A 16,367-nucleotide genomic window follows, 5' to 3' on the forward strand; every position below is an offset into this window, starting at 1 on the left:
TCGATGCCGAGCGCGTTCCGCATCGTCGGGCAGCGGGAACTGGCCCTGCTGCTCCTCTGCCTCGCTGCGGGCGTGGTCTTCGTAGCGCTGTCGCCCGCCTATTTGTCGGCAGGCAACGTCGCGGCTGTGCTGCGCAACTGCGTCGAACTGATGCTCGTTGGGCTCGGTATCACGCTGCTGCTCGCCATGGGCGGCATCGATGTGACGGTCGGCCTCGTGCTGGGCCTCGCGGCGATCGCGATCGGCCGCCTCCTGCTCGCGGGTTTCGATCCGTGGGTCGCCGCCGCCGCAGGTCCCCTGGTCGGACTGGCGATCGGGCTCATCACCGGCGCCGTGGTGGTGTTTGGCCGCATCCCGGCGATCGTGGCCACCATCGGGCTGCTCGGCGTTTACCGCACCGCTGTCTTCGTGGCGCTCGGCGGCCAATGGCTGTCGGGCCTGCCGCCGACGCTCAGCGCCATCTTCGCCGGGCAGATCTTCGGCATCGTGCCCGTGTCCTACCTCGTGATCGGCGCCATCTACGCAGTGGCCTGGGCTGCCCTGCGCAAAACGCCCTTCGGCCTACACCTGCTCGCCATCGGCAATAACGAGGAGCGGGCCCGGCTCGCCGGGATTGCGGTGAAGCAGGTGCGGCTCGGGGTCTATGCCGTGTCCGGGGCGCTCTGCGGCATCGCCGCGATTTTCTACATCTCCACCTACCGCAACGTCGAGATGACGGTCGGCAGCACGCTCGCGCTTGACGCCATCGCGGCCGTGGTGCTCGGAGGGACCAACATCCTGGGCGGCCGCGCGAGCCTTCTCGGCACCGTCTTCGGCGTGCTGCTCATCCGCATGCTGCAGAACGGCTTCACGCTCATCGGCCTGCCTTCGCTCTGGCAGCCGGTCGTCACCGGCGCGCTGCTGATCGGCGCGCTGCTGATCGAGCGCGGTCTCGGACGCGACGTCCTGCGCCGCGTCACGCTGCGGGCCGCCTGATGCCGCAGACCACCGCCACCCACCGCAAGCTGATCCTGCTCGCGCTGCTGTTCGCTGCCATCGTGGCCGGCTTCAGCCTTTACGCTCCGCGCTTCGCCCAAGCCAACATCGCAACCAGCATCCTGCAGTTCTCGACGCTACTGGCCCTGGTGTCTCTGGGCCAGGGGCTCGTGGTGCTGTCGGGAGGCGCGGGCATCGACCTCTCGGTCGGCGGCACCGTGTCGCTCTCGGCCGTACTGGCCATGATGGCGGTGCGGGCCGGCGCGCCGCCCGCGCTGTTGCCGGTCCTGGCCATCGGCTGCGGGCTGCTGCTCGGGCTCGTCAACGGGGTCGTGGTGACCCGCTTCGGCATCCTGCCGCTGATCGCGACGCTCAGCACCTATTTCATCTACGCCGGAACCGCCATGGCGCTGACAAACGGTGCCCCGATCCCCGGTGTTCCGGCCTGGCTGCTGCCCTTCGGACGCGGCACTGTCGGCGGCATTCCTGTCCACTTCCTTACGGTAGTGGTGCCCATGTTCCTTCTCGCGGCCGGGCTGCTGGCCTTCACGGCCTGGGGTCGCTGGGTGTACGCGCTCGGTTTCAACGAACGCTCGGCCCGCCTCGTCGGCATTCCGGTCGACCGCATGCGGCTGCTCGCCTACGCGCTGGCGGGCGCCCTCGCCGGCGCCGCCGCCCTTGTATCGCTCGCATGGCTCGGCAGCGCCCGCCCCAACATCGGGGTTAACCTCGAGCTCGAATCGCTCGCCGCCGTGCTGCTCGGCGGCATTGCGATCACAGGGGGCGTCGGCGGCGTGCTCGGCGTCCTGCTCGCGGTGGTGATGATCGTGACGCTGAAGTCCGGCCTGCAGTTCGTCAACGTGGCGACGATTTGGCAGGTCGGCGTCGTCGGCCTGCTGCTGATCCTGAGCCTTCTGCTCGACCTCCTCCCCGCCCGAACGAGATTGCGATGACCGACCAGGACGCCCGCATCATCGCCGCCGTCGAGGGAGCAACCGACCGCATCGTCACGACTTTGGCGGATCTGATCCGCTTTCCCTCAATCGTGATGACCGACCCCACGCAGGCCGGTCCCGGCGAACGGCAGTGCCAGGAATACCTGAAGGAACGGCTCGAACGGATCGGCTTCACGACCGACCTGTGGGACCCGGACGGCCCGGCCCTGCTGGCCGCCTACCGGGGTCGACCCGGCGCCCATCCCGGCCGCACCTTCGAGGGGCGGCCGAACCTCGCGGGCACGCTGCGCGGGCAAGGCGGCGGCCGTTCTCTGCTGCTGACGGGCCACGTCGACGTCGTGCCGCCGGGCCCGCCCGAGCACTGGCACACCGACCCGTTCGAGCCCGCGGTCGGCAACGGCGCGGTGCAGGGACGCGGCGCCGTCGACATGAAAGGCGGCCTCGCCTGCATGCTGATGGCCATCGAGGTGCTGCGGGAGCTCGACATCCCGCTCCGCGGCGACGTGGTCTGGGGCACGGTGGTGGACGAGGAGATCGGCGGCATGGGGGCGCTCGCCCTGGCGGACCGCGGCATCCGGGCCGACGCCGGCATCCTGGCCGAGCCGACCGGCAACGCCATCGCGCCCATCTGCCACGGCATCCTCTGGGCCCGCGTCATCCTCGACGGCATCGGCGGCCATGCCGAACTGAAACCCAACAGTTGGGACGCGACCGGACCGGTCGATGCGATCGGGCTCTGCCGGCAGATGCTCGACGGCTTCGACATCCTGAACCGCCGCTGGCTTTTCGATCCGCGGAAGGCCCATCCGCTGATGGAGCTGCCCTGCCAAATCATTCCGACGCAGATCAAGGCCGGCGAGCACCCAGCCTCCATGGCGGGCCGGGCCGAGATCGTCATCGACGTGCAGTACCTGCCGTCCGAGAAGGACGAGTTCGGTCTTGGCGGCCATGTGAAGCGCGAGGTCGAGGCCCATATTGCGGCCGTCTGCCAGGCCGATCCTTATCTCCGTCAGCATCCGGCGCGGGTGGAATGGATCCTCGACGCGGATTGCGCCGAGGTGCCGGCCGACCACGCCTTCGTGGCCGCGATGCAGGACGCGACCCTTCGCGCCGGGCTGCCGCCGCGGCTGATCGGAATGGGAGCTCACACAGACATGGGCCTTCCCAACGGGCTCGGCCGCACCCCCACAGTCAATTTCGGGCCGGGCGACATGGCGCTGGCTCATCAGCCGAACGAGCGCGTGCCCGTGGACGACCTCGTGGCCTGCACGCGCGCCATCGCGCTCACGATCGCACAGTGGTGCGCTTGAGCGCTACGCCGTGACCCACGGGCGGGCGCGCTCGATCGCACCGGCCAAGCCGAACAAAAGATCTTCGCGGCCGAGCGCGGCGGCGAATTGTACGCCGACCGGCGTCCTCCCTTGCGCGAAGGGCACGCTCATGGCCGGCACCCCTGCGCGATTGTAGACGGTCGTGAACGGCGCATGGGCGGCCGCTCGACGGTCGCGCTCCGCCGGATCGGCACTCGAGAGCCAGCCGAGCGGCAAGGACGGGGTGGCGATGACCGGCGACAGGATGAGGTCCGCGCGCGTGAAGAAGGCGGCCACGCGGCGCTCCACGGCCCGCATCGTCGCGAGTGCCGCGACGAGGTCGGGCGCCGAGCGGACCATGGCGGCGCGCACATGCGCCGCGTGCAGCGGCTCCAGTTGCGCCAGGGGATCGGCGATGCCGTTCTGGGCCGCGAAAGCGCTGATGCGCTCGGCCGTGAAAGCGCCGGACAGCAGGCCGGCAGCGTCTCCCACATCGAGACCGGACAGGTCCGGCGCGCCGTCTTCGACATGGTGCCCGAGGTCCTCGCACAATCGAGCCGCCTCTTCGACTGCCGCGAGGCAGAGGGGATCGACGGACGCGCCGTTGAACGGGCGGCGCTGCAGCGCAATGCGGAGACGCGGCGGGTCGCGGCCTGCGCAGCTCTCGTAGGAGCGCTCCGGCTCCGGCAGCCAGTGCAGCGCGCCGGGCTCAAAACCGGCCGTTGCATCGAGCAGCGCGGCGCTATCGCGGACGCTCCGCGTCAACGCATGGGACATCGCGAGCCCGAAGAACGTCTCGCTCGCATCGGGGCCGGCCGGGGTACGCCCGCGGCTCGGCTTGAGGCCGAAGAGGCCGCACAATGCCGCCGGTTGGCGGATGGAGCCGCCGCCGTCGGTGCCATGCGCCATCGGCACCATCCCGGCCGCCACGGCCGCAGCCGCTCCGCCGCTCGATCCTCCAGGCGAAAGGGTCGGGTCCTGCGGATGTCGGGTCGGCCCATAGGCCAGTGGCTCGGTCGTGAAGCTGAGACCGAGCTCCGCCGAATTGGTGCGGCCGAGGATCACAAGGCCGGCCGCCTTGTAACGGGCGACCAGTGTCGAGTCCCGGTCCGGCACGAACCCCTGGAACAACCGGCTTCCATGCGTCAGCGGCTGACCCGCGAGCGCGAGGTCCAGATCTTTGAGCAGGAACGGCACGCCGTGGAAGCGGCCGCGCGGCAAGCCTCGCGCGACCGCGCCACGCGCCGCGTCCTCGAAGCGGATGACGACGGCGTTCAAGGCCGGGTTGCGCGCGTCGATCGTCGCGACGGCGGCCTCCAGCACCTCGGACGGCGTGACTTCTCCGCCCGCGACAAGTTCCACCAGCGCGACGGCATCATGGCGCCGATACTCGTCCGCCCTCATGGGCCGCCTCCCATGCGGCGCGCGAGTTCAAGCAGGGCGCGGTCGCCGCCGCGCCAGCCGATCAGCGACAAGCCAACCGGCAGGCCTCTGACCTCAGCAAGCGGCAGGCTGACCTGGGGCAGGCCCGTCATCCCGGCGATGCAGGTAAGGTCGACGAGGCGCTGGCCCACAGTCGCCGTCTGAGCCAGCGTGAGGTCGCGCCGCGGTGGTAGAATCGGCGTAGTGGGCAGGCACAGGATGCGTCGCCCGTTCAATAGGGCATCGACGCGCGCCCGCACTTCCGTCCGGAATAGCTGGGCGGCTCGGCGTGGCGCTTCGGGCAAGAGGCGCGCCGTCGCGATGGCGGCCGCAACATCGAACGACAGGCGCGGATCGACGGCATCGACCCAGGGCGCGAAGGTGGCCGCGAATTCGGGATGCTGGAGATGGACATGGTGCCGGTTCCAGACGTCCAGCCCCTCGTCTGCGAGCCCGATGGAGCGGCTGCCGCCGACGACAGCCGCGACGCGGTCCACCGCAGGCCGTAACGTTTCCCGGACGACGGCGTCCGCGCGGGCGAAGGCGTCGTCGGCGACAAGAACTTCGTCGACGGTGCCCGGCTCTCCTCTTGGCAGCAGCACGTCGCCGACACGGGCGAACGCTTCGGGAGCGGCCGCGAAGAACCCGGCCGTATCGAAGGACGGCGCCTGCACCATGAGCCCGTCGACCGAGATCGCCCCGTGGGTGGGGCGCAGGCCGTAGATGCCGCAGAAGCTCGCCGGCACCCGCATCGAGCCGCCGCTGTCGCTCCCGAGCGCGATCGGCACGAGGCCAGCAGCGACCGCGGCGGCGGAGCCGCTCGAGGACCCGCCGGTGTAGCGGTCGGGCGCGCGCGGGTTCACGGGCGCGCCGACATGGCGGTTGCGCCCGAGCAGCCCCAGCGAGATTTCGTCCGTCACGGTCTTGCCGACCAGCCGTGCGCCCGCAGCGAGCAGGCACCGCACTGCTGCTGCAGTTGTGGCGGCGGCGGCGTGGCTCGCAGCCCAGTCAGGGTTGCCGCAACCCGTCACGTGACCTGCGACATCGAATAGGTCCTTGGCCGCGAAGGACAGGCCGGCGAGCGGGCCGTCCGGGGCTCCGTCGACGATAAGGCGTGGTCCCGGCACGAAGGCGCCCAAACCTGCCCCAGCGGGTGGGCCGTCCGGCAGCACCGGGATCATTGGCCGATCTCGTTCGGCCTATCGATGACGCTGACATGCGCGGCCACCACGCGCCAGCCGTCGGCCATCCTGGCCCAGCTCTGCATCTGCCGCCCGATCATGCCCTCCGGCACGTCGGCGAACAGGGTTGAGACGGTGGCGAAATTATCGCCGTAAGTCGTCAGCACGGTCTTGACGAGCCGCCGTTCCGGATTGAGCCGTCGACGCTTGTTGAAGGCTGCGATCGCGTCGTGGCCATACAGGATCTCGTCCGCGCCGTAGCGGATGGTCCGCGCGTCGGCCCAGAACAATTCGTCGAGGGTGGTGGCATCGGCCTGTAGCAGCGCCGTCTCGTAGCGATGGTAGGCGGCGCTCACCTCGGCCACCACCTCAGCCCGATTGATCTCCACGGCTCACGCTCCTTCAACGCGCCAGGACGCTTGTCCGTAAACTGTTTTACCAGAGGGGCTGAACGCTGAGCAATGACGTCAAAGCCGCACTTGAACTGCTGCTGCGCAAATAAAAGGCATGATGACCTAATCGAAGCAGCGTACTGCAGAACAGATCAAAATAACGGCTTGATCGTTTTTCTAATACGAATAGTCTATCGCACCATCGGTAAATCGGTTACATCATGGCGCAGAAGGTTGCACGGTTGACGGATGTGGCGCGTTCGGCGAACTTATCGGTCGCCACCGTGTCCCGTCACCTGAACAACCACATCCAGCTGCCCGAAGCGACGGTGGCCCGGATCCGCAGAGCCATCGACGAGCTCGGCTACCATCCCAACCCGCATGCGCGCAGCCTGAGCCGTGGGCGTTCCGAAACTTTGGGCCTCGTGGTGCCGGACATCACCAACCCGTATTTCGCGCGGCTCGCGGCGGCTGTGGAACGGGAAGCAGCACGGCGGGGCTATGGCCTCACGCTATGTGCCTCCCTCAACACCCAGGACCGCGAGCGCGAGTATCTGGCGCGGCTGAGCCGCACCGGCGTCGACGGCATCATCTTCGTCAGCAACCATGCAGACGACGGCTCGCTCCGGGAGCCCATCCAGGTCAGCGGCCGCCGCATCGTGATCCTCGACGAGGACATCGCGGGCGTGACCGCCTCCAAGGTCTTCATCGACAATCAGCAGGGTGGCTTCCTGGCTGGCCGTCATCTGATCGACATGGGTCATCGGCGCATCGCCTTCTTCGGTGGCCCCGAGGCGATGCGTTCCACCCAGGAGCGTCTCGCCGGCGTGCGTCGTGCGATCGCGGATTCCGGCGTCGAGGCCGTCGTGGGCGACATCTACTGCGGGGATTATTCGCCCGAGCACGGCCGCGCCTGTGCGGAACGGCTGCTCGCGACGCGGAGCGCCGCGACGGCCCTTCTCGTGTCCAGCGATCAGATCATGATCGGCGCGCTCGAGATCTTTCGCCGGGCGGGCCTGCGGATTCCGGCGCAGCTGTCCGTCATCGGCTTCGACGACATCGCGCCTTTCATCCTGTTCGATCCGCCCCTCACCTCGATCCGCCAGCCCGTTGACGCCCTGGGCCGACGTGCGGTGGATCTCCTGATCCGTGGACTCGAGGGCGAGCCCGTCGAGGACGTCGTCGAACATCTCCCGGTCGAACTCGTATTGCGCGAGTCGGTTGGCCGGCCGCCGCAGGAGAGCGGCCCGGCCAAAGCAAGGAAGCCACGTCGAACCACAACCAAGGGGTCCATCACGCCATGACGCACGCATTGCTCAAGCTCGCGACCGCCACGATCCTCGCAGCAGGACTCACCACCGCCGCGGAGGCGAAGGACAAGACCTTCGCGCTCGTCCAGTATAACCAGCAGGTCTCGTTCTTCACCGACATCACGCGGGGCGCCCAGGAAGCCGCCAAGGCGGCCGGCGACAAGCTCCTGGTGTTCGATGCCAACAACTCGGCCCAGGCCCAAGACAGCGCCTTCGAAACCTACATTCAGCAGAAGGTCGACGGCATTGTGATCGTCTCGGTCGACCAGAACGGTATTATGCCGGCGGTGCGGTCCGCGGCGGCCGCCAAGATCCCCGTGGTCGCGGTCGACGGCGTACTGCCCGACGGTCCGCAGGCGTCCCAGATCTCGGTCGATAATTACCAGGCCGGCAAGCTGATCGGCCAGTTCTACATCGACTACATCAAGAAGAACATGGGCGGTAAGGCGACGCTTGGCGACATCGGCGCGCTGAACTCCGACCTGCAGAACTTGCGCCAGAAGGGTTTCGACGAGGTCGTAAAGGCTGCCGGCGGCGTCACCACGGTCGGCGTGGTGGATGGCCGGAATATCCAGGACCAAGCATTGGCCGCCGGCGAGAACCTACTGACCGGCAACCCGGACCTGCAGACCCTCTATGCCACCGGTGAGCCGGCGCTCGTCGGCGCTATCGCGGCGGCGCAGAGCCAGGGACGCACCGACAAGCTCAAGATCTTCGGCTGGGACCTCAGCGCGCAAGCAGTGGCGGCAATCGACGCCGGCTTCGTGGTTGGCGTCGTCCAGCAGGACCCGTTCCTCGAAGGCAAGAAGGCCGTCGAGGCGCTCGCGACCCTGGCCGGCGGCGGCACGGTTGAGAAGTCGATCAAGGTGCCGGTGACCATCGTGACCAAAGCCAACGTCGGAGACTTCCGGGCGGCCTTCAAATGATGATGGCCAAGCAGGCGCCGGCGGCTTCGGCCTCCGCCGCCGGGTTTGCAGACCCGGCACGCACACCGCGCATGCGCGTGCGCGGCATCCGCAAGACCTTCGGCGCGATCCAAGCTCTGCGCGGCGTCGACCTCGACCTCTGGCCGGGCGAGTGCCTTGGCCTTGTCGGTGACAACGCGGCCGGCAAGTCGACCTTCACCAAGGTCCTGGCCGGCACCTACATCGCCGACGAAGGCACGATCGAGATCGACGGCAAGCCGGTGCGCTACAGCGGACCGGCCGAGGCGCGCGAGCGCGGGGTCGAGATGGTGTACCAGGACCTGAGCCTCTGCGACACGATCGACGTCGCAGGGAACCTTTATCTCGGCCGGGAAATGCGGCGCGGACCGTTCCTCGACAAGCCCGGCATGCAGCGCGGCGCTCGCGACATGCTGAAGCGTCTTGAGATCCGCATCCCGAACGTCGGCGCCAAAGTGGCGCAACTCTCGGGCGGGCAGCGGCAGGCGGTCGCCATCGCGCGCTCCGCCGCCTTCAACCCGCACGTGCTGATCCTCGACGAGCCGACCTCGGCGCTCGCGGTGGCGGAGGTCGAGGCCGTGCTGGCGCTCATCAACCGGCTGAAGGCCAAGGGCGTCGCGGTGGTGCTCATCACTCACCGGCTGCAGGACCTGTTCCGCGTCTGCGACCGCATCGCGGTCATGTACGAGGGCACCAAGGTGGCCGAGCGCTCGATCGGCGACACAAGCCTCGAGGACATCGTCCGCCTCATCGTGGGAGAAGGGCACCGCGCATGACCGCCTCGACCTACACGGAGCGACAGCAGGGCTCTCCCCTGCGCGACTTCTTCGAGACCCACGCGCACGTGCTGTCGATTGCGCTGTTCTTCCTGCTCTGCTGCGCGTTCTTCTTCGCGCTTAATCCGGTGTTTCTGTCCACCGGCAACCTGCTCAACCTGCTGCGGCAGGCGGCCCCGACCCTGATCGTCGCAGTCGCTATGACCTTCGTGATCACGACGGGCGGCATCGACCTGTCGGTCGGGTCGATCATCGGGCTCGTCAACGCCGCGGCAGCGCTGCTGCTGCGTGGCGGCTGGGACTGGCCGGTCGTGGCAGTCCTGATGCTCCTGTTCGGCGCGGCCATCGGGTTGTTCCAGGGCTATTTCATCGCCGTCCAGAAAATCCCGGCTTTTATCGTTACCCTGGCGGGCCTTTCGGCGATCCGCGGCGTGGCGCTGGTGCTGACGGGCGGCTTCTCCATCCTGATACCGCAGAGCCTGTTCCTCGATATCGGTCGGGGCACGCTCGCCGGCATCCCTTACCCGGCGATCCTGGGGCTCGCGGTGGCGCTCGCGGGCTACGTGGTGCTCAACGCCACGCTCTACGGCCGCCGGGTCTGCGCTGTCGGGGCCAATGCGGAAGCCGCGCGCCGGGTCGGCATGCCGGCCCAGCGCGTGATCGCCTCGGTCTACGTGTGGAGCGGCGTCGCCTCGGCGCTTGCGGCCCTCGTGGTCGCGGCGCGGTTGGGATCGGGCTCGTCCAATGCCGCAGTCGGCACCGAACTCGACGTCATCGCGGCCGTGGTGCTGGGCGGCACGTCGCTTGCGGGCGGGCGCGGCACGATCGTCGGCACCGTCCTCGGCGCCCTGACGATCTCGGCGATCAGCAACGGCCTGATCCTGGCCCATATCGACGCCTTCTTCACCCAAATCGTGACCGGCGCCATCATCCTCATCGCCATCTGGCTCAACACGCGCATCTTCGACCGCGTCGGCACCGTCAAGCGCCGGAGCTGAAGGACAGTCCCATGAGCGAGCTTTCCCAAACCCACGTCGGATCCGGCAAGGTGATGACCGTGCGCGGCCCCATCGCGGCCACCGCTCTCGGCGTCACGCTGATGCACGAGCACATCCTCAACGACGTCACCTGCTGGTGGAACAAGCCGGCCGAGCCCGAGCGCGCCTATCTCGGCACGGCCCCTGTGTCGATCGAGATCCTGGGCGAGCTGCGCATGGACCCGTTCGCCAACCTGCACAATTGCGCGCTCGACGACGAGGCCCTGGCCATCGACGAATTGAGGCCTGTCGCGGCGCTCGGCGGCCGCACCGTGGTGGACCCGAGCTGCCGCGGCATCGGGCGCAACCCCGAAGCGCTCGTCCGCATTGCGGAAGCGACCGGGCTGCAGATCGTCATGGGCGCGGGCTACTATCTGCAGAGCTCGCATCCGCCCTGCGTGGCCAGCATGAGCAAAGCCGACATCGCCGACGAAATCGTGGCCGAGTCGCTCGAGGGCGTCGATAGGACCGGCGTCAAGATCGGCCTTATCGGCGAGATCGGGGTTTCAGGGGACTTCACGGCGGACGAGGAGAAGTCGTTGCGCGGCGCCGCAGCGGCGCAACGGCGGACCCGGCTGCCGTTGATGGTGCACCTGCCGGGCTGGTACCGCCACGCCAACCGGGTGCTCGACATCGTGGCTGAGGAGGGCGGCGACATCCGGCACACCGTGCTGTGCCACATGAACCCGTCCTTCTTCGACACCGCCTACCAGTTCGGCCTCGCCGAACGCGGTGCCATCCTCGAATACGACATGGTGGGCATGGACTTCTGGTACGCCGACCAGGGCGTGCAATGCCCGTCGGAGGACGAGAACGCCCGCGCCATCAAGGGACTGGTCGAGGCCGGCTTCGGCCGCCAGATCGTGCTCTCGCAGGACGTGTTCCTGAAGATGATGCTCACTCGCTACGGCGGCTTCGGCTACGCCTATATTCAGCGGCATTTCCTGCCGCGCCTGCGCCGACTCGGCCTGTCCGAGGCCGCTCTGACGGCCCTGATGGTCGATAATCCTCGCCGCGTCTTCTCCACGGCCGGTTGAGGCGAGCCGCGCGGCATCACCATGGGTCCTCATTTATCGGCGCCAGATCGCCGCGACCTCATCGGCGCTCGGAAAGGCCGCCAGCGTGCCCGGCCGCTGCACCGTGAGGGTCGCCGCCTCGGTGGCGGCGCGGATCGCGGCGGCGAGCGACAGGTCACGCTGGTAGAATGCAGCCGTCAGCACGCCCGCGAACGTATCGCCCGCACCGGTCGTATCCACGACCTTGACGGCGCGGGCCGGCACATGGCCGTGGCCGGCCTCGCTGACGAAAACCGCGCCCCGGCCGCCGAGCGTCAGCACCACGGCACCAGCCCCCGCAGACCGGAGCGCTGCGGCGGCCTCGTCGCCCGCCGCGCCCCCGCTCAGGGCTGCGGCCTCAGGCTCGTTCAGCACCAGCAGGTCGACGAGGCCGAGCAACTCGCCGAAGCCTGCCTGGATCGGGGACGGATTGAAGACGGTGCGGACTCGCCTCGACCGCGCCGCCTCGAGCGCCGAGCAGGTCGTGGCCAGCGTGAGGTTGCCCTGCAACACCAGCACATCGCCCGGCTCCAGCCCCTGCACCAGCGCGGCCGCCGCCACGGCATCGATGGATCGCGCCGCCTCGGTGGTCGACGCGATGGCGTTTTCGCCCTCGCGGCTGACGAAGATCAGCGAACGGTCGGTCGCGCCTCCGGTGCGCCACAGCTCCGCCTGCGGCAGCCCGGCATGCCGCAGCGTGTCGGCGATCCAGTCCCCGTCGGGGTCGCGACCGACCGGGGCCACGAAGCGCACCGGCGCGCCGGCGCGGGCCAGCATGAGGGCTTGGTTGGCTCCCTTGCCGCCGAGGTCCCGCCGGGGCGCGCCCACCACCACGGTCTGCCCCGGCGCTGGCCACGCATCGGCCGTCATCGCCTCGTCGACAACTGCGTTTCCAAGAACAAGAAACATAAATCAGCTCAAAGAGAGGTAATTATGAGTGTATCGCATAACAGAGAGAGCAAAATCAACGGTATATTTCGGCGTAATCAAGTCATAATCGGCGTTGTTCACTGCCCACCCATGCCAGGAACGCCACGCTGGCGCGACAAGGACTTTCGCAAGACGATCGACATCGCGGTAGCGGATGCCGAGTCTTACGTCAGGGGCGGGGTTGACGGTCTCATAATCGAGAATCACGGCGATATCCCGTTCCTGAAGCCGGAGCGGATCGGCCATGAAGTGACGACGGGGCTGGCCGTGATCACCGACCGTATCCGCCAGCGATTCGACGTGCCGCTCGGCATCAACGTGCTGGCCAACGGGGCGGTGCCGGCGCTGGCCGTCGCCAAGACCGCGGGCGCCCAGTTCGTGCGCGTCAACCAGTGGGCCAACGCCTATGTGGCGAACGAAGGCATCGTCGAGGGCGAGGCCGCCGTGGCGCTGCGCTATCGCGCCGCCATCGGGGCCGATGACGTTGCGGTCTTCGCCGATGCCCATGTGAAGCACGGTGCCCACGCCATCGTGGCCGACCGCTCGGTGTCCGAGATGGTGCGCGACGTCGAGTTCTTCGATGCCGACGCGGTGATCTGCACCGGGCAGCGCACCGGCGACGCGGCCGCGGTCGACGAGATCGCGACCATGCGCAACGCCACCGGCCTGCCGCTCCTCGTCGGCAGCGGCATCACGCCCGGCAACATCGCCGCCATGCTGCCGCTGCTCGACGGCGTCATCATCGCGAGCTCGCTGAAACAGGGCGGCGTCTGGTGGAACCCGGTCGAGGAGGCCCGGGTCGCGGCCTTCATGGAAAAGGTCCACGCTGTCCGCTCCGGGGAGGCGCGCGCGTGAGCCCGCAAAGCCTAACCCTGTCGGAACGCATCCGCGCCGCGAACCAGGATGTCTGGGACGCCATGCAAGCGCACCGCTTCGTGGCCGCCATCGAGGCAGACCGGCTTAGCCCGGAGGCCTTCAAGGCCTATCTGATCTACGAATGCGACTTCGTCGAAACCGCGATGCTGATCTTCGGCCACATGCTCGTGAAGGCGCCGGGCCTCGCCGAGCGGCGCTGGCTCGCCGGCGTGCTGCAAGCTCTGGCGGTCGAGCAGATCGGCTACTTCGAACGGACCTACGCGGCGCTCGGCATTACGCCCGCCGACCGGGCCAGAGCCCTGCCGCCCTCCGTCCCGGCGTTCCGGGACGGCATGCTGGCCATCGCGCGCGATGGCAGCTACCTCGATGGCGTCGCGATCATGCTCGCCGCCGAATGGATGTACGCGACCTGGTGTTCCCGCGCGGCCAAGCGCCTGATCAGCGACCCTGTCCTGCGCCGCTGGGTCGACCTCCACGCCGAGCCCGAGTTCCTGGCCCAGGCCGACTGGCTCCGCCAACAGATCGACGACGCGGACCCGGGACTGGAAGCCAGCCTTGGCACAAACTTCCGCCACGCCCTGGAGCTGGAGATCGCCTTCCATGAAGCGCCATTCGACATCGGTTAAAGCCTCCTACGATTTTTTGGCGCTTTCAGTTCGACAGTCACGATGCAGACTATGCGGCACCGGCACCGCTTGGAGCCCTGACCGAAGAGCATATCGACGGCCTGCTCGGCACCAACGTCAAGGGCGTTATCTGGACGGTGCAGAAGGCACTGCCTTTGATGGGGCCGGGAAGCTCGATCATCCTCAGCGCCTCGATCGTCGCGAGCAAGGGGTTCGAAAACTGGAGACTTTACAGTGCCAGCAAGGCCGCGGTCCGCTCTTTCGCGCGCACCTAGTCGTCGGACCTGAAGGGCAAGACCATCCGGGTAAATGCCGTAAGCCCAGGCGCCATCGTCACGCCGGCCTGGAGTGAATCCGGACTGCCGAAGGAGCAGGTCGATAGCTTCTTAAGCTTGGCCGCCTCGATCACGCCCCTCCAGCGAATCGGGCGCGACGAGGAGGTCGCGAAGGTCGTGGCCTTCCTGGCGTCCGACGAGAGCACCTTCATCAACGGCAGCGAGGTTTTCGTTGACGGTGGCATCGCGCAGATCTGAGTAAGTCGCCCTGGCTGAACGCGGCCGATTGCACCGGAACGCAGCAATCGCGACCGCCCGCGACCTTTCTGGACAGACAAGCAAACGGCAGCTTTCCAGAAAGCCGCTGACGCCAACGCACGACCGCTATGGGCGCAGAGCCGTCCGGCTGCTGTACGGCGCGTCTTGGCCGAAAGCTGAATGTCAGCTTTGGAGCTATGAGCTAGGTGAACCGGACGGCGGCCCGCTCCCATGGGGCAACTCAGACTAACGAGCCACCGCCGTCGACCACAATCACCTGCCCTGTCCCGTAGCTTTGGCCCATAAGGTAGAGATAGGCGTCGGCGATCTCCGAGGCCTCGCCCACATGGCCGACCGGAAGCGCCTTTGCGGCGTTTCGGTACAGGGTGTCGCGATCGGCCTCGGCCATCCCGGCCCAGAGCGGCGTCCTGACCAGTCCAGGCACAACGATATTGACCCGGATCGGCGCGAGTTCGACCGCGAGGGCTCGGGTCAGGCCCTCCATGGCGGAGCAGATGCTTGCACCGAGTGACCACCCCGCCCGGGGGCGCCGACCCGCGGTGCCGGAGGTGAAGACGATGGAGCCACCCGGCCTGATGTTGCCGCTGCCGCATTTGGCAGCCGTAAACGCGCCCCAGTAGCGTAGCTCAAAGAAACGTTTGGCGGTCTCGAGGTCCGTGCTTGCCAGGGAGCCCAGCTCCAACGTTTCACCGGCTGTGAAGACGAGGTGATCGAATGGCCCCAAGTCCTTGAACAACGCCTCAACGGCTTCGGCTTGGGTCAGATCGAGGGCGTGACCCTCGGCACCCGTTGGCAAGGTGGCCAAGGCCTCGTCCACCTTGTTTCGGTTGCTGGATGCGACAACCAGCGAGGCGCCTTTCTCTGCTGCGGCTTGCGCTACCGCCAATCCGATGCCGGAACTGCCGCCGAGCACCACGATACGTTTGCCTACCAATGACCTGGGATCTCCTCCACCACTGTTCTTGATCGCCGGTTCAGCGGTTGAGCGCCTGCATCTGAGGCGCGGCGTAGCGCGTGCCGGTGGCGGCGCCGACCGGCAACGCCTTGTCGATCCGTTCGACATCTGCGGGAGTGAGGGTCACGTTGATCGCGCCGACATTCTCCTCAAGGTATTTTCGGCGCTTCGTGCCGGGGATCGGAACGATGTCGTTGCCCTGCGCCAGCACCCAAGCGAGGGCGAGTTGCGACGCCGAGCAACCCTTGTCGCGGGCCACGGTCTCGATCTCGGCCACGAGGTCCAGGTTCTTCACGAAGTTCTCGCCTTGAAAGCGGGGGTGATGGCGCCGGCTATCGTCCGCGGACAGGTCTTCGACCTTGCGGAATTGACCAGTGAGGAAGCCGCGCCCGAGCGGGCTGTATGGCACGAAGCCGATCCCGAGGGCCCGCACGGTGGGTAGGATCTCGTCCTCCGGGTCGCGGCTCCATAACGAATATTCGGTCTGGAGCGCGCTGATCGGATGCACCGCCTGGGCGCGTCGGACGGTTGCGGGCGCGGCTTCGGAAAGGCCGAGATACTTGACCTTGCCGTCGCGGACGAGGTCCGCCATGGCGCCCACCGTGTCCTCGATCGGAACCTGGGGGTCGACCCGGTGCTGATAGTAAAGATCGATCACATCGAGGCCCATGCGCTTTAGGCTAGCGTCGCAAGCCTGGCGCACATAATATGGTCGGCCGTTGACCCCTTGAAAGCTACCGTCCTCGCCACGGACGTTGCCGAACTTGGTCGCAACAACCACCCACTCGGATCGCTCCCGCACGACCCGTCCGACGAGTTCCTCGTTGAGGCCCAAGCCATACATGTCGGCGGTGTCTAGGAAATCGATGCCGAGGTCGAGCGCGCGGTGGATCGTGGCGATGGACTCGGCTTCGTCTCGTCCGGCGTAGAACTCCGACATGCCCATGCAGCCGAGGCCGATGGCCGACACTTCGAGCCCAGCCGTCCCGAGCTTGCGCTTGTTCATTTTCGCCTCCAAGTCACTGGATGGTGGTCTGCATAACCGCTGGAACGGCCGGACTTCGCGTG

The 16,367-nt window shown here is 67.7% G+C and carries 16 protein-coding genes and 1 pseudogene; 11 read left to right on the forward strand and 6 right to left on the reverse strand.

Annotation, left to right across the window (positions count from 1 at the left end; all coding sequences use genetic code 11):
* The first annotated feature begins 3 nt into the window (after positions 1-3).
* Genes P7D22_RS08950 through P7D22_RS08960 form a run of 3 tightly spaced genes read left to right on the forward strand, consistent with a single transcriptional unit; the run spans position 4 to position 3,241 of the window.
* A complete protein-coding gene (locus P7D22_RS08950) occupies positions 4-975 on the forward strand; it encodes an ABC transporter permease (protein ID WP_319933884.1) in 972 nt (323 codons plus the stop codon).
* On the forward strand, positions 975-1,928 hold the full coding sequence (locus P7D22_RS08955) for an ABC transporter permease (protein WP_319933885.1): 954 nt from the start codon (positions 975-977) through the stop codon (positions 1,926-1,928). The genes P7D22_RS08950 and P7D22_RS08955 overlap by 1 nt, the downstream gene beginning before the upstream one ends.
* On the forward strand, positions 1,925-3,241 hold the full coding sequence (locus P7D22_RS08960; RefSeq protein ID WP_319933886.1) for a M20 family metallopeptidase: 1,317 nt from the start codon (positions 1,925-1,927) through the stop codon (positions 3,239-3,241). The genes P7D22_RS08955 and P7D22_RS08960 overlap by 4 nt, the downstream gene beginning before the upstream one ends.
* A 3-nt stretch (positions 3,242-3,244) precedes the next feature.
* Here the strand turns inward: P7D22_RS08960 and P7D22_RS08965 are convergent, their stop codons facing one another.
* Genes P7D22_RS08965 through hpxZ form a run of 3 tightly spaced genes read right to left on the reverse strand, consistent with a single transcriptional unit; the run spans position 3,245 to position 6,233 of the window.
* Entirely contained in the window at positions 3,245-4,645 is a 1,401-nt protein-coding gene (locus P7D22_RS08965) for an amidase (protein ID WP_319933887.1), read from the reverse strand.
* The gene (locus P7D22_RS08970; RefSeq protein WP_319933888.1) at positions 4,642-5,844 is read right to left on the reverse strand and encodes an amidase; all 1,203 of its coding nucleotides are present in this window, start codon (positions 5,842-5,844) and stop codon (positions 4,642-4,644) included. Before P7D22_RS08970 ends, P7D22_RS08965 begins: the two co-directional genes overlap by 4 nt.
* Complete coding sequence (hpxZ, locus tag P7D22_RS08975; RefSeq protein ID WP_319933889.1) at positions 5,841-6,233, reverse strand: oxalurate catabolism protein HpxZ; 393 nt, start codon at positions 6,231-6,233, stop codon at positions 5,841-5,843. The genes P7D22_RS08970 and hpxZ overlap by 4 nt, the downstream gene beginning before the upstream one ends.
* 224 nt (positions 6,234-6,457) lie before the next feature.
* Here hpxZ and P7D22_RS08980 point away from each other — a divergent pair, with 224 nt between their 5' ends.
* The 5 genes from P7D22_RS08980 to P7D22_RS09000 are packed head-to-tail and all read left to right on the forward strand — an operon-like array spanning position 6,458 to position 11,340.
* A complete protein-coding gene (locus tag P7D22_RS08980; RefSeq protein WP_319933890.1) occupies positions 6,458-7,540 on the forward strand; it encodes a LacI family DNA-binding transcriptional regulator in 1,083 nt (360 codons plus the stop codon).
* On the forward strand, positions 7,537-8,472 hold the full coding sequence (locus P7D22_RS08985) for a substrate-binding domain-containing protein (RefSeq protein ID WP_319933891.1): 936 nt from the start codon (positions 7,537-7,539) through the stop codon (positions 8,470-8,472). The genes P7D22_RS08980 and P7D22_RS08985 overlap by 4 nt, the downstream gene beginning before the upstream one ends.
* Positions 8,469-9,266, forward strand: a complete 798-nt coding sequence (locus tag P7D22_RS08990) for an ATP-binding cassette domain-containing protein (protein WP_442916066.1) — start codon at positions 8,469-8,471, stop codon at positions 9,264-9,266. The genes P7D22_RS08985 and P7D22_RS08990 overlap by 4 nt, the downstream gene beginning before the upstream one ends.
* Positions 9,263-10,264: an ABC transporter permease gene (locus P7D22_RS08995; RefSeq protein WP_319933892.1), complete on the forward strand. Its 1,002-nt coding sequence runs from the start codon at positions 9,263-9,265 to the stop codon at positions 10,262-10,264. Before P7D22_RS08990 ends, P7D22_RS08995 begins: the two co-directional genes overlap by 4 nt.
* 11 nt (positions 10,265-10,275) lie before the next feature.
* Positions 10,276-11,340: a phosphotriesterase family protein gene (locus P7D22_RS09000; protein ID WP_319933893.1), complete on the forward strand. Its 1,065-nt coding sequence runs from the start codon at positions 10,276-10,278 to the stop codon at positions 11,338-11,340.
* 33 nt (positions 11,341-11,373) lie between these two features.
* On the opposite strand, the gene P7D22_RS09005 is transcribed toward P7D22_RS09000, so the two are convergent.
* Complete coding sequence (locus tag P7D22_RS09005) at positions 11,374-12,267, reverse strand: PfkB family carbohydrate kinase (RefSeq protein WP_319933894.1); 894 nt, start codon at positions 12,265-12,267, stop codon at positions 11,374-11,376.
* Positions 12,268-12,288: 21 nt separating this feature from the next.
* Here P7D22_RS09005 and P7D22_RS09010 point away from each other — a divergent pair, with 21 nt between their 5' ends.
* From P7D22_RS09010 to P7D22_RS09020, 3 genes and pseudogenes are all read left to right on the forward strand, one after another.
* Positions 12,289-13,143: a BtpA/SgcQ family protein gene (locus P7D22_RS09010; protein ID WP_442916067.1), complete on the forward strand. Its 855-nt coding sequence runs from the start codon at positions 12,289-12,291 to the stop codon at positions 13,141-13,143.
* Positions 13,140-13,790, forward strand: coding sequence for a TenA family protein (locus tag P7D22_RS09015; protein ID WP_319933896.1), 651 nt, complete (start codon positions 13,140-13,142; stop codon positions 13,788-13,790). The genes P7D22_RS09010 and P7D22_RS09015 overlap by 4 nt, the downstream gene beginning before the upstream one ends.
* A gap of 11 nt (positions 13,791-13,801) precedes the next feature.
* Positions 13,802-14,323: pseudogene (locus tag P7D22_RS09020) on the forward strand (SDR family NAD(P)-dependent oxidoreductase).
* 241 nt (positions 14,324-14,564) lie between these two features.
* Here the strand turns inward: P7D22_RS09020 and P7D22_RS09025 are convergent.
* Together P7D22_RS09025 and P7D22_RS09030 are read right to left on the reverse strand one after the other, a co-directional pair.
* The gene (locus P7D22_RS09025) at positions 14,565-15,260 is read right to left on the reverse strand and encodes an SDR family oxidoreductase (RefSeq protein ID WP_319933897.1); all 696 of its coding nucleotides are present in this window, start codon (positions 15,258-15,260) and stop codon (positions 14,565-14,567) included.
* A gap of 58 nt (positions 15,261-15,318) precedes the next feature.
* Complete coding sequence (locus P7D22_RS09030) at positions 15,319-16,305, reverse strand: aldo/keto reductase (protein WP_319933898.1); 987 nt, start codon at positions 16,303-16,305, stop codon at positions 15,319-15,321.
* Between the last annotated feature and the right edge of the window lie 62 nt (positions 16,306-16,367).

The organism is Lichenihabitans sp. Uapishka_5 (genome assembly GCF_033947565.1).
Taxonomy (GTDB): domain Bacteria; phylum Pseudomonadota; class Alphaproteobacteria; order Rhizobiales; family Beijerinckiaceae; genus Lichenihabitans.